Annotated in this window: 13 protein-coding genes; 9 read left to right on the top strand and 4 right to left on the bottom strand. The window is 41.9% G+C overall.

All coding sequences use genetic code 11. The features are described from left to right. Window positions 1-72 precede the first annotated feature (72 nt). Together ACFX4L_RS13540 and ACFX4L_RS13535 are read right to left on the bottom strand one after the other, a co-directional pair. Window positions 73-744 carry a lysoplasmalogenase gene (locus ACFX4L_RS13540; protein ID WP_377405403.1) on the bottom strand — a complete coding sequence of 224 codons (672 nt, stop codon included), beginning with the start codon at window positions 742-744 and terminating at the stop codon, window positions 73-75. A 136-nt stretch (window positions 745-880) separates the two neighbouring features. Then, window positions 881-2,149 carry a dicarboxylate/amino acid:cation symporter gene (locus tag ACFX4L_RS13535; RefSeq protein WP_377405401.1) on the bottom strand — a complete coding sequence of 423 codons (1,269 nt, stop codon included), beginning with the start codon at window positions 2,147-2,149 and terminating at the stop codon, window positions 881-883. Window positions 2,150-2,310: 161 nt separating this feature from the next. On the opposite strand from ACFX4L_RS13535, the gene ACFX4L_RS13530 reads away from it, so the two are divergent. From ACFX4L_RS13530 to ACFX4L_RS13520, 3 genes are all read left to right on the top strand, one after another. Next, window positions 2,311-3,117, top strand: coding sequence for an alpha/beta fold hydrolase (locus ACFX4L_RS13530; protein ID WP_377405399.1), 807 nt, complete (start codon window positions 2,311-2,313; stop codon window positions 3,115-3,117). A 302-nt stretch (window positions 3,118-3,419) separates the two neighbouring features. Beyond that, complete coding sequence (locus ACFX4L_RS13525) at window positions 3,420-4,175, top strand: threonine/serine exporter family protein (protein WP_061465879.1); 756 nt, start codon at window positions 3,420-3,422, stop codon at window positions 4,173-4,175. A gap of 16 nt (window positions 4,176-4,191) precedes the next feature. Then, complete coding sequence (locus tag ACFX4L_RS13520; protein ID WP_176431972.1) at window positions 4,192-4,641, top strand: threonine/serine exporter family protein; 450 nt, start codon at window positions 4,192-4,194, stop codon at window positions 4,639-4,641. Between the two features lie 132 nt (window positions 4,642-4,773). On the opposite strand, the gene ACFX4L_RS13515 is transcribed toward ACFX4L_RS13520, so the two are convergent. Together ACFX4L_RS13515 and ACFX4L_RS13510 are read right to left on the bottom strand one after the other, a co-directional pair. Then, on the bottom strand, window positions 4,774-6,312 hold the full coding sequence (locus ACFX4L_RS13515) for a solute symporter family protein (RefSeq protein WP_061465877.1): 1,539 nt from the start codon (window positions 6,310-6,312) through the stop codon (window positions 4,774-4,776). A 13-nt stretch (window positions 6,313-6,325) separates the two neighbouring features. Further along, the gene (locus ACFX4L_RS13510) at window positions 6,326-6,664 is read right to left on the bottom strand and encodes a DUF485 domain-containing protein (RefSeq protein ID WP_284469133.1); all 339 of its coding nucleotides are present in this window, start codon (window positions 6,662-6,664) and stop codon (window positions 6,326-6,328) included. Between the two features lie 259 nt (window positions 6,665-6,923). Here ACFX4L_RS13510 and ACFX4L_RS13505 point away from each other — a divergent pair, with 259 nt between their 5' ends. The 6 genes from ACFX4L_RS13505 to ACFX4L_RS13480 all read left to right on the top strand — a co-directional run bounded on the left by ACFX4L_RS13505 (window position 6,924) and on the right by ACFX4L_RS13480 (window position 13,350). After that, entirely contained in the window at window positions 6,924-7,898 is a 975-nt protein-coding gene (locus tag ACFX4L_RS13505; protein WP_377405397.1) for an efflux RND transporter periplasmic adaptor subunit, read from the top strand. Window position 7,899: 1 nt separating this feature from the next. Next, complete coding sequence (locus ACFX4L_RS13500; protein ID WP_377405395.1) at window positions 7,900-8,640, top strand: ABC transporter ATP-binding protein; 741 nt, start codon at window positions 7,900-7,902, stop codon at window positions 8,638-8,640. Further along, a complete protein-coding gene (locus ACFX4L_RS13495) occupies window positions 8,567-9,757 on the top strand; it encodes an ABC transporter permease (RefSeq protein ID WP_377405393.1) in 1,191 nt (396 codons plus the stop codon). The genes ACFX4L_RS13500 and ACFX4L_RS13495 overlap by 74 nt, the downstream gene beginning before the upstream one ends. 108 nt (window positions 9,758-9,865) lie before the next feature. Next, window positions 9,866-10,537 carry a response regulator transcription factor gene (locus ACFX4L_RS13490; protein ID WP_377405391.1) on the top strand — a complete coding sequence of 224 codons (672 nt, stop codon included), beginning with the start codon at window positions 9,866-9,868 and terminating at the stop codon, window positions 10,535-10,537. A 10-nt stretch (window positions 10,538-10,547) separates the two neighbouring features. Beyond that, entirely contained in the window at window positions 10,548-11,786 is a 1,239-nt protein-coding gene (locus tag ACFX4L_RS13485) for a sensor histidine kinase (protein WP_125159947.1), read from the top strand. 379 nt (window positions 11,787-12,165) lie between these two features. Further along, entirely contained in the window at window positions 12,166-13,350 is a 1,185-nt protein-coding gene (locus ACFX4L_RS13480; protein ID WP_089363735.1) for a NupC/NupG family nucleoside CNT transporter, read from the top strand. Window positions 13,351-13,486 lie beyond the last annotated feature (136 nt).

Below are 13,486 nucleotides of genomic sequence, written 5' to 3'. Positions count from 1 at the left end.
CACAGTTCCATTAGAGCTGTGAATGCCTTTTTTCATGAGAATGTTTCATGTGGAACGAACGGATATTCGGATTCACTGGATAGACCCTTCACTTTTCAACCCTTTCGATAAATGGAAAGAAGGCTTCATACGAATGCTGTAAGCCATGAAAAACTGAGCTGCATAGTAGGTGAGCATGATCAACGGACCAGAAAAGGCAACATCATCGATAAATTTGTTCCAAGATAAAATGGAGTCCGAGATCACGAACAGGACCCCGCCGATGATTGCCGCGGCATTTCCGGTCATAAATGCCGCCCAGCCCATGAGGGAGATGACCGTTACATAACAGATTACAGGGATGATGAGGCTATTTTCACCTTTTTCAATTAAAGAAAGTACAATTTCACGACCAATCCAAGTGGAGTAAACACAAATTGGGAAAATCGTCGCGAATCGAAGCCATGAAAAGGTCCATAGTTTAAAGAAACCGGAAATATAGAAAAGGTGGCCGATCAAGAAGGCGGAAAGCCCGATGACGAACCAGATTAACAATCCATCTCCAAGCATGCAACAGAATAAACCAAGGAGTATTAAGGATTTGTATCGATCCTGCCTTCGTCCTGTTGCGCCGGCATAGAGTAAAATCAATAACATGGGAACGATCTTGAAGATGATTTTTATGGATAAAGGCTCTTCCGGTATCAAATAAATATATAATAGTCCCGTGAAAAGGATGGCAGCAGGTAAGCATTTCATTAACATTTAATTCTCTCCTTCAATCTTTAATTCTATGTGAGGGTAAGGAACCCCTTGTCAATTAAAAAAGGTTTGAAGGAAATTCGTGAAAATGAAAAAACTGACTCTTGGTTAACCAGGAGTCAGTTCTTATATCTTAGAATCATACCGCCGAATTTTCTTTAACGAATGCTCGTTTTAACCAGTTTTTCCCTTCAACAAGCCGCGTGACAAGCATGGCACAAACCGTGTTTCCTGTTGAGTTAAGCAGTGTAGCAGGAGCATCGATAATCGTGGATATAACCGCAATGATCGGCAGAACTTCAACAGGAAAGCCGAATACACTAAGAATCAGCATTTCCCCAATCATGCCGCCCCCAGGAATGGCGCCCATAACGGCTCCAACCAAAAAGGCAACAGCAAGTATACTTAAAATGCTTGAAATGCTTGTCATATCCTTTCCAAATAAGCTGAATAGGAAAACGATTTTCAATACCCCTCCGAATACAGAGCCATCTTTATGAGTGTTGGCTCCGAGTGGGATGACAGTCTCCGCTATATCCCTTGGCACGCCCATTTTCTTGACCGATTCCAGATTGACTGGAATGGACGCGGCACTGGAACAAGTTGCGATGGCTGTAATGGAAGGTGCCAGGGCATTTTTCCAAAATAGGTTAACTCCATCTTTCCCACCTGCGATAAAGGCATACAAAGTGAAGAAGCCAAAATAATAGATCAAAGCTAAAACTAGATAAAGAATGAAAGTGCGGGCATAGCCTTCTAAAATCTGCGGCCCAAGCTGCCCGATGATCGCAGCAAAATAAGCACCAAGTCCAATTGGAGCATAGTACATGACGATTTTTACGACTTTCATCATGACAGCTGTACCCGCTGTCAAAAACTCAGTAATCGGTTTTGCCTTCTCACCGACCAATGCAGTGGAAAGTCCGATTAATACTGAGAAAACGATAAGCTGAAGCATATTGCTTCTGGATAACAGTTCAGGGAAATCAGATACGGTTACTGTGTTGACCAGTTGACTGAAGAAAGAAACTTTCTCGATGTGCTCTTCAGAGGAACTGTTTTCCATCAGTTCTTTAATGGCTGTCGTATCAGTGCCTTCCAAGGGATTGATGATGGTTGTCCCAATAAACCCAATGACGGCAGCTAAAGCGGCAGTTGTCAGGAAGACGACAACGATACTGCCCATGATTTTCCCGAGACGCTTCATTCCGCTCATATTGGCAATCGCTGAAGCAATGCTGAAAAATACTAATGGCACGATGATCGTAAACATAAGATTTAGAAATAAGTCCCCTAGCGGCTGTATGACCGAGGTTTTCTCACCGAAAACGACGCCCGCTATCCCACCGATAATAATGGCAGTGAGCAGTATTAAGGAGGATCGATAGTTTTTGATAAAACTCTTCATAAAAATTCCGTCCTTTCAGGATGAAGATACAATAAAAATATACTTCATTATCAACTCTAAGATGATGTTTGACAATATATTTTTATAGGAAGGAATGTTAAAAGATGAAACGCAATAAATAATAGGGAATGGATTTGAAAATATCGTGAAGGAGGGATGGAATGGCATTTATTGAGGTGGAAGAAGGCGTTCGGTTGTTTTATGAAGAAAAGGGCCAGGGGAGACCAATTATTTTTATCCATGGTGTGTGGATGAGCAGCCGGTTCTTTAGAAGGCAAGTTCCGTACTTTTCAGAAAAGTATAGAACGATCTTACTTGATTTAAGAAGCCATGGCCAGTCAAATCATGTTCATTACGGGAATACAGTCTCCGCTTATGCAAAAGATCTTCATGCGTTCATTGGTAAACTGGGATTACAGGATGTCATACTCGTAGGCTGGTCCATGGGGGCTTTTGTCGTCTGGGATTATCTCAAGCAATTCGGTGAGGGAAATATTCATTCAACTGTGATTGTCGATGAATTGGCCTCTGATTTTAAGTGGCCCGACTTTAATATTGGCGCATTTGATATGGACACGTTGATTACCTTCATGACTGAAATTCAAACGAACCGTTCCCCATTTTTACAAAGCTTCCTTGCCTCCATGTTTAAAAATGAATTATCTGTAGCGGATGCAAGCTGGATGCTCGGGGAAGTGACCAAAATGCCAGAATCCATTGCCAGTGCCATTCTATTTGATCAATCGATTGTCGACTATCGTGAATTCTTGCCAAAAATCAATGTTCCCACACTTCTCTGTTTTGGAAGGCTTGAAAAAGTCATCCCGGTAGCTGCAGGGGAACATTTGCATAAAAACATTCCGAATTCCGAACTAGTAATCTTTGAAGATAGTTGCCATTGTCCATTCATTGAAGAAAGCGACTTGTTTAATGAAACCATAGATGGCTTTATACAAAAAGGAGTGTAAAGGTACAGGATATATTGGATGATGACAGTATATTATAAAGGGATGCAGGCCTCGTGCCTGCATTCATTTTTCATTATAAATACTTCACTTACTATTGTATTTTTCTATTAACCAAGCGGTTTCAGCAAGAAATAAAGGGAATAATGGTACTAAGGTTGTATGTACCGCAATTAGATGGTGTTGATAAATTAAATAGGTAATATTTTTATATCCTTTTCAGAGGAATTGGGCTATTATGAGGTGGATTTAAACTGGTAAGATCGTTTATCTGTTATTACGCAGAAAGTGATGGAGAGGATAAAATGGAAGATCAGTTACCGTACAATGAAATTATAGATGTATGTTTACTAGCGGGAAAAATCATGCTTCAGAACGGAGCGGAAACATCAAGGGTGGAAGATACGATGGTTAGAATTGCTGCAGCGTATGGATGCGGTGACTCCCACAGTTTTTCAACCCCCACAGGAATTATTTTTTCGCTGGATGGAATGCACCCAGCCTCCAAATTAATTCGAGTTTCCCAACGATCTACAGATTTACATAAGGTAACGCTTGTTAACAGTATATCCCGAAGCATTTCCAGCAAGGAAATGTCACCAGAGGAAGCCTATTTACGGTTAAAGGAAATCGAAAAGGCCGGGATGGGGTATCCCATGTGGGGTCAGGTTTTTGCTGCATTTATAGCGAGCGGCTGTTTTTTAATCATGTTCCAAGGACAGTGGAATGATTTCATCTGGTCCTGTATAGCTGGAGGAATGGGATTCTCTTGCCTGCTTTATTTGCACTGGTTACTGGAAGTTCGTTTTTTTGCTGAATTTATAGCTTCTTTAGTTGTAGGTTTAGTGGCTATGTTCTTTGTCCATATTGGGGTTGGAAGTCATTTGGACACGATAATCATTGGAGCGGTGATGCCGCTTGTACCAGGGCTGTTAATTACTAATGCAGCCAGGGATTTAATTGCAGGGCATTTAGTTTCGGGTCTATCCAAGGGTGCGGATGCAGGTTTGACTGCATTAGCCATTGGGGCAGGAATATCGGCTGCGTTTGTTTTCTTATGATTTTAGAGGGGGAAGAATGATGTTTGCACAGCTTATTACAAGTTTCATTGCCTCAGCCGCCTTTGGAGTGATCTTCAATGTACCGAAAAACTCATTGTTTCAATGTGGTTGCGTAGGGATGTTAGGGTGGGTCTTATACTTCTTTTTGGTTAAAAATGAGATAAACAGCATTATGGCAACTTTAGCGGCTGCATTTATCGTTGCGGTTATCAGCCAGTATTTTGCTAAAAGGTATAAAACCCCGATCACGATTTTTAATGTATCGGGAATCATCCCCCTCGTGCCAGGAGGCTTGTCATATGATGCGATGAAGCATTTTGTCGTAAATGATTTTAATGTCGCCGTTCAATTGGCCGCCAAGGCTTTCATGCTGGCTGGTGCGATAGCAATGGGGCTGATCTTTGCAGAAGTCATGAACCAGCTAGTAACGAAATACAATAGAAGGAAGATAAGATTGAGAAGTTAGATGAATTGTAAAGGAATCCACTTTTACTTTCCTTACTGATTTTGAAGATTTTCAACCTAAATAAAAGAGAAAGGAGAACAGGTGAATACCTTGATCTCCTTTCTCTTTTTAATATTTAATAATGAAGCCAGCTTATAAAGGGTCTTTCATTCCAGTGTTAGCTGTAACCAATATTTCGTCGAACTTTTTGGCATCAGCTTTCTTGCTTGACAGCAGGGTTCCGACGATGGCTGCGATAAAACCAATTGGGATGGAGACTATGCCTGGATTGGCAAGTGGGAATAATGGCTCCCCTACGAATATTGCGGCTCCCTCTACCGGCGACCAGACATTGGGACTTAGGAAAACAAGTAATAAAGAACTGACCAGCCCCACTATCATACCCGTGACAGCCCCAGCTGTGTTAAAACGTTTCCAGAATACCGTGAAGATAATGATTGGCAGATTGGCACTAGCAGCGACGGCAAAGGCAAGTGACACAAGGAATGCGACATTCATGTTTTGGGCAAATAAAGCAAGGATGATGGAGAGGATGGATACTCCGATCGATGCCCAACGAGCTGCAACGACCTGTTCTTTGTCAGTAGCTTGACCTTTTCGGATGATGTGGCCATAAAAGTCATGGGCAAAAGCAGAGGCTGCAGATAAAACGAGACCTGCTACAACCGCTAAAATGGTAGCGAAAGCAACTGCAGACACAAAGGCGAACAGGAAGTCACCTCCAATGGCTTCGGCAAGCAGCGGGGCAGCCATATTGCCGGCGGCATTCGCGGCTATGATTTTGTCGTATCCAACAAAAGCTGCTGCTCCAAAGCCAAGGAAAATGGTCATTATATAAAAGATGCCAATGATCCAAGTGGCATATACTACGGACTTACGGGCTGTGATGGCGTCTTTTACCGTAAAGAAACGGATGAGAATGTGAGGAAGTCCAGCAGTACCGAGTACAAGCGCTAAATTAAGGGATAAAGTATCCAATGGATCCTTGAATTTGTTACCCGGGTTGAGGAAATCGCCGCCTAAAGGGGTGGCTGTTTTCATTTGCTTGAACATCTCGATCACGCTAAAGTCGAATTTCGCCAACACGATAATAGAGATGATGAATGTACCTGCCATCAATAAAATCGCCTTTACGATTTGGACCCAACTGGTGGCCGTCATACCGCCGAATACGACGTAGACGGTCATTAAAATACCTACAATGATGACGGAGTATAGATAATCAATTCCAAGTAAGAGTTTTATAAGGGCACCTGCACCGACTAGTTGGGCAATCATATAAAAGGTTGAAATGGAAATGGTGTTAAGGGCAGCGACCCCGCGTACTTTCTTTTCATTGAAACGGGCAGCGATCATGTCCGCCAGTGTATACTTACCAAGGTTCCGGAGCGGTTCGGCCACGATATAAAGAACGACCAGATAAGCAACCAGAAAACCTATACTATAGAAAAAGCCATCAAATCCAGAGAGTGCGACCATCCCAGCTATTCCTAAAAAAGAGGCGGCGGACATATAATCACCCGCAATGGCCCAGCCATTCTGCCAGCCAGTCAGGCTGCTGTCCGCCGTATAAAAGTCCGCGGTCGTTTTGGTGCGCCGTGAAGCAAAATAGGTAATGACTAATGTAAGCCCGACAATGATTAAAAATAATATGAAAGCAAGTATATTCATTGTAAATTCACCTTTATCCTTTCGCTTCTTTAACGATTTTTTCAACTAATTGGTCAAAAGCCGCAGCTTTTTTGGAATAGAGGATGCATAAGGTCCAGGTCATGATAAATTGAGCGAAGGCAAAAACCCAGGCCCAACTGATAGCCCCGAAGGCATAAGAGTTAAGAACTTTAGAATAGGAAGTCAGTATGGGTAAGGTGAAATAAAAGACCATGAAAAAGATGGATAGTGGGACGATGAAATTGCGTTTTTTCCTTAGGAGCTCTTGAAAAGATTGTGATTGGACGATCTTGGTGTAGTCCGTGGAAGCGCTTACCTCGGTTTTCTTAGCTATTGAATCGTTTGATGCCAAGTTGGTTCCCCCTTCATTGAATATTATTTTGGTTTTGATTACCAATTTTTCTGATAACAGTATCAGTATATATTTTTCAGAATATATTGTAAATTTAAAACCTTGAAATAAACCTTTTTTCGTTCGACATAGTGTAATTATTAATGAGAGTAAAGGCTGACATAAATGTACGACCATCAAATCAAATCCGACCATTAAGGAAAAGTTAAGCTTCCTTCACGATACTGGTTTCAACGAAGGAAATATGAAAGGGGAAAATATGAAAAAGTGGATAATGATAGGTGCGATTTTAGTGGTGGTCATTGGGGGATGCGTTTGGTTTTTCATGAAGGACAATGCTGAGCCTGTTGTTGCAAAGTCGGTGCCTGCTAAAGTTGAAAAGGGTGATCTTAAAGTTAAAATAAGCGGTTCAGGATCGGTCGCTGCAACCAATAGTAAGGACCTAACTTCCTCGGTTACGGGTGAAGTGGATGAAGTCCTTGTAGAGAAGAATGAATTGGTTGAGAAAGGTGATGAACTTATTACCTTCTCGGATGGAAGTGACCCGATAACAGCCCCATTCGATGGTACAGTGACAAAATTGGATGTAGAAGAAGGGGATCGTGTATCAAGCAGTGAAGTGGTGGCACATGTTACGGATTATAAAAAATTGAAAACTACAGTCAGTGTTGATGAAATGGATGTTCCAAGTGTTAAAAAAGGACAAACAGTTGAAATAAAAGCAAGTGCTTTCGAAGATAAAACGTTCACTGGGGAAGTGACCAGTGTAGCAAAGGAAGGTACATATGAGAATGGAGTTTCTTCATTCGATGTCACTATCAAAATTGACAAACCTGGCGACCTGAAAATTGGGATGTCTACTGAAGTGAGCATTGTGACGAATAGTGTAAAAGATGTTTTATACGTTCCGATTGAGGCAGTCCAAAAGGACGGTGAAGAGAAATATGTGAATATACAACAATCCGGTTCCGCTGAAGGGGCTACAAGTACAAAGGCAACGGTTGAAACTGGGATCAGTAACGATAGGTATATCGAAATAACATCGGGTCTTGAAGAGGGCCAGTTTGTCTCCTTGCCCATAACCATCTCAAATGAAAATTCGACAGGCAGCGGCTTAGGTGGAAGGAATGGAGGCCAAGATGGCGAAATACGAATGCAGGGTGGCAGCGGAATGCCGAGCGGAGGCGGGATGCCAAACGGTGGCGGAATGCCAAGCGGCGGGGGAGGTCAGTAATATGGCGAACCCCATCATAAAAATCAGGGACATGTCTAAATCGTATGAATTAGGCGGAGATACGGTTAAGGCACTTCAAAATGTATGCCTTACAATCAATAAAGGAGATTTCATTTCTATCATCGGACCTTCTGGATCGGGGAAATCGACGTTCATGAATATGATTGGCTGTCTTGACAAGCCTGATACAGGTGAATTTCTTCTTGATGGAAAAGAAGTGGAAAAGATGAAGGATAATGAGTTAGCTGCCATTCGTAACATTAAAATAGGATTTATCTTTCAAAACTTCAATCTGTTGGCAAAACTGACAGCGTTGGAGAATGTGGAACTTCCCCTGGTTTATAGAGGGTCAAGTGTGAAGGAAAGAAGAGAAGTGGCCAATGCGTGCCTTGATATGGTGGGCCTGAGTGACCGGAAGAATCACTTGCCAACTCAACTTTCGGGTGGGCAGCAGCAAAGGGTTGCAATTGCTAGGGCGCTTGCAGGCAACCCTCCCGTTTTATTGGCGGATGAGCCGACAGGGGCTCTTGATAGTAAAACAAGTAAAGAAGTGCTGCAAATGCTGAAAGATTTAAACGAAAAGGGACAAACAATCATTCTTATAACGCATGACTTGGAAGTGGCAAAGGAAGCAACTCGTGTCGTACGGATACAGGATGGTCAGCTATTTGAAAACGGAGGTGATTGGATTGAACCTGGGCGAATCAATGAAGATGGCTATACGCAGTATCAAATCCAATAAAGTCCGTGCATTTTTAACCATGCTCGGGATCATTATTGGAGTTGCCTCTGTAATCGTTCTGGTTTCGATTGGGCAGGGTTCCTCACAGTCCGTTCAGGACGAGATCAATAGCTTGGGAACGAACCTGTTAACGGTAAGTGTCACGGATACCGACTCCGTGAAGCTGACGGATGACACAATAGAACAGTTTAAAGATCTGGACGGGATATCGGAAGTTGCACCTGTGGTCACCGGACGCGTTTATGCTAAAAACGGAGAAGCTTCGACACAGGTCTCAATGGTCGGTACAACTTCATCCTACTTAACAGTGAGGGATCTAAAGCTTAGTCAAGGTCGTTTTTTGACGGATATGGAAACGGAATTACGCTCTAAGGTGGTTGTCTTGGGGTCAGATACAGCCGACGCGCTTTTTGAAAATCAAAAAGCGGTGGACCAAAGCGTTCTTATCGGAGGTGTTTCCTATCGAGTGATCGGTGTTTTGAAATCAGCAGGCACCTCAATGGGATCGAGCGGGGATGATGTAATCATTGCACCGATCACTGCTGCAGAACGGGCTACAGGCAGCACGACAATCGGAACGGTATATTTAAAAGCGGAGAACGAGAATATCTTAGATAGGGCGATGTACCGGGTACAAGGTACGATGATCACATCATTTCCAGGTCAGAGTGATAACTATTCGGTGTCCAATCAAGAAGATCTGATGGATACAATGAGCTCTGTGTCGGATACGTTCACTCTCATGCTTGGCGGTATTGCGAGTATTTCGTTACTTGTAGGCGGAATTGGAATTATGAATATCATGCTGGTCTCCGTCTCAGAAAGGACGAAGGAAATCGGGATTAGAAAGGCAATTGGGGCAAATCGAAAATCCATTCTTCTTCAGTTTTTAATTGAAGCGATGGTCTTGAGCTGCTTAGGGGGACTGTTGGGAGTTGGAATTGGATTGGGGATCGCGAAATCGGTTTCAGTTTTTTCAAGTTTAACGATTAGTTATTCATGGTCGGTGACACTGTTCGCCCTCTTATTCTCCATTTTAATCGGTATAATCTTTGGTGTTTTCCCTGCCAATAAGGCATCCAAATTAAATCCAATCCAAGCACTGCATCACGAATGAACATACAATTTGAGAGAAAGCCGGCGATTAAAAGCCCGCTTTCTTTTGCCTATGAAAAAGGATAAAATCAACATATATCATAATTGAAATGGTTAGGAGGCACCCTGGATGAAGGTTTTGGTGGTAGAAGATAATGTTTCATTATTAGAATCGATCAGGCAAATCCTGACTGATGAATATGAAGTAGATACAGCGGAAAATGGGGAAGATGGACTATTCATGGCTCTGCAAAGTATCTACGATATCATCATTTTGGATGTAATGCTTCCGGGAATTGATGGATTTGGAATCGTACGGAAAATCAGGGAAGCAAAGATAGATACAAGCGTCTTGTTTTTGACGGCAAAAGATGCGCTTGAGGACCGTGTCAGAGGCTTGGAGATGGGTGGCGATGATTATTTGGTCAAGCCATTTCAGGCACCGGAACTTAAGGCCAGGATTCGTGCCCTGCTTCGAAGGAGTGGCATTATATCGCTTGCGCAGCATGTGAAATACCTTGGAATTGAACTGTTGGAAAAAGAAAAGGATATTTTGGTTGATGGAAAGATCATTAAAATGACCTTGAAGCAGTTTGAATTACTGGAGTATCTAATTCAAAATAATGGAAAAATATTGACCCGTGAGCAGATTTTTGACCGCATTTGGGGATTTGATTCAGATACGACGATCGCCATTGTTGAAGTGTACATCCATCATTTAAGAAAAAAGTTGGAACCTTTCAATTATCATAAGGATATTCAAACGGTTCGGGGTATTGGTTATATGCTAAAACAACCATAAGGGGATCATTATGTTCCAAAAAACACGGCTTCAACTAACATTATTGAATTCTATCGTCTTTATTGTATTAATAGCCATATTAAGCAGAACGATTTATTTCTATACGGAAGATCAGATCTATAGGGATGTCAATGATTCACTTGAAAAGGATCACAGGGATTTCAATAATGGGGGCATGCCAGGCGGACGTCCGCAAGGTGAGTTTCTATTAGGTCCGGGGCCAAGCGTCATCGTTTGGGGACCGGATGATACGATTATTGAGCCAAGACTGAGCGAAGACAATTTCTTTAAGGTTAATGAATCGAAATTTTATCCTAAAAGATTTGATGAGATTGAAGAAATATCTGTAAATGGACCGACGTATCGTGCGCTTTCCACCAAGGTCAATACGGAATATGGAGAGATGACCGTACAATTCATCAGGAATGTGGATACAGAAAAAGAAATGCTCGATCGCTTGCTGCTCATATTGTTTGTTGGTGGGGGAATTGGAAGTTTGGTGGCGGTCGGCGCAGGCTATCTTCTTGCAGGACGGGCCCTTATACCAGTTAAGAAATCCTGGGATCAGCAGCAGCAGTTCGTCTCGGATGCTTCGCATGAAATTCGAACGCCACTTGCTGTCATTCAATCGCGGGCTGATTTGCTATTTCAATCACCGAACGCGACAATCGAGGAAAAAGCCGTTGATATATCCATCATTTCGAAAGAAGTCCGACGATTGAATAAACTTGTTAACGGACTTTTGACCTTGACTAGAACGGATTCGAATCAAATAGAGGTTAAGAAATCGAACTTTTTCCTTGATGACTTACTTATGGACATAGTTGAACAGTATACTGATATAGCTTCTTTTCAAGAAAAATCAATAATTAGCCATGCCCCCGAACAGGTGGTGTTTCATGGGGATAAAGAGAGAATTCATCAGCTATTGGTGATTTTGGTGGATAATGCCATGAAGTTCACGGAGGAAGGCGGGGAGATTTCCCTTTCCTGCATCAAGAATGCTTCATCCATCATTCTTTCTGTAGAGGATAATGGAGAAGGCATCCCACAGGAAGAAATCCCCTTGATTTTTAACCGTTTTTATCAAGTGGAGCAATCCCGTTCAGCAAATGAAGGCTCCGGTTTAGGCCTATCCATTGCCCAATGGATTGTTAACACACATCAAGGGACGATCAAGGTTACTAGTGAACAAAATGAACGAACCCGTTTTGAAATCACTTTTCCGAGAAATCAAAAGAAAAGTTAATTATGCCATCCAATCGCTTGACCATTCATGGGTTCGTTGCCGCTGCCGTTCACATACATCATTTAATGTCCAAAAAAACTGAAGTCTAAAAAGCAATCCTCATAGAAACATGTTTCAAGGCAAGCTATGGGATACTATAAGAGAAGGTTCCTTTTCAAGGGAATCTTCTTTTTATTTCAGGAAAAACCCATTATTGTAATCAATTGTTATTTTAAAAAGTGAGATAACAATTGCACTTGAAAAAATATTAGTTTAATATAAACTTCTAGAGAGGTACGTACAAGTATTTTGGATAAAAGAGAAAACGTTTGCATAAAATTTTTGAGGGTACCCTACTAATAATGCACGATCATTAAATTCACCTTAGTGGAGGCAGAATATGAAATTTCTGATAGCAATTTTAGGACTGCTTATTGTTTTTGGACTAGCTATTTTAGTGAGTAGTGACCGCAAGAAAGTTAAAATTAAACCGATCATACTGATGGTGATCATTCAGCTTATTTTAACTTATTTATTATTAAATACGAAGTTCGGTTTAGTGATCATCAATTCGATTGCCAATGGTTTCGGAAAACTTTTGGAATGGGCAAATGAAGGGGTCACCTTTGTATTTGGCGGGATTGTAAACGAAGGAGCATCACCCTTCTTTTTAAATGTCCTTCTACCTATCGTATTCATCTCAGCATTAATCGGGATTTTACAGCACTTCAAGATCCTTCCCTTCATCATGAAGTGGATTGGATTCCTGCTGAGTAAGGTGAATGGAATGGGTAAATTGGAATCTTACAATGCTGTCGCATCAGCAATAGTCGGCCAATCCGAGGTTTTCATCACCTTGAAAAAACAACTTGGTGCCATTCCTCCATCACGCATGTATACGCTTTGTGCGTCAGCCATGTCAACCGTATCGATGTCGATAGTCGGTGCTTATATGACCATGATTGAACCAAAGTATGTTGTGACGGCTATTGTTATTAACATGTTTGGTGGATTTATCATTGCATCCATTATTAACCCTTATACGGTAACGGATGAAGATGATATTCTCCCAGTTGAAGTAGGCGCAGAGAAGCAGTCTTTCTTCGAAATGCTTGGGGAATATATCATGGATGGATTTAAGGTTGCTATCACTGTTGCAGCGATGTTAATTGGTTTCGTGGCATTAATTGCAGGAATCAACAGCTTATTCGATATGATCCTCGGCATCAGCTTCCAAGAAATCCTGGGGTATATCTTTGCACCGTTTGCCTTTATCATGGGTGTACCGATTTCAGAAACCGTTACTGCAGGCGGAATCATGGCGACGAAGCTAGTGACGAATGAATTCGTTGCCATGCTGAGCTTAGGAGATGCATCATCGGCATTGAGCGATAGGACAATAGGGATCGTTTCGGTTTTCTTGGTTTCATTCGCTAATTTTTCATCTATTGGAATCATTGCTGGTGCGGTCAAAGGCCTGCATGAAAAACAGGGAAATGTTGTGGCTCGTTTCGGCTTGAAGCTGCTATACGGTGCGACTCTTGTCAGCATCCTTTCAGCGATCATCGTAAGTGTAATACTTTAAGAAACCATAATGTTCAGTTTAATGATATGCAAGTGGATATAACATAAGAGGTACTTGGGTTTAAACTGTACCCTATGTAAAGGACAATTTTAAAAAAAGGTTAGGCTATCTCTAGAAGATGATCTCTGTATTGAAC

The sequence above is a fragment of the Peribacillus sp. YIM B13482 genome, assembly GCF_042787975.1.
GTDB lineage: Bacteria > Bacillota > Bacilli > Bacillales > DSM-1321 > Peribacillus > Peribacillus simplex_A.
This window is presented reverse-complemented; position numbering and strand designations above follow the sequence as displayed.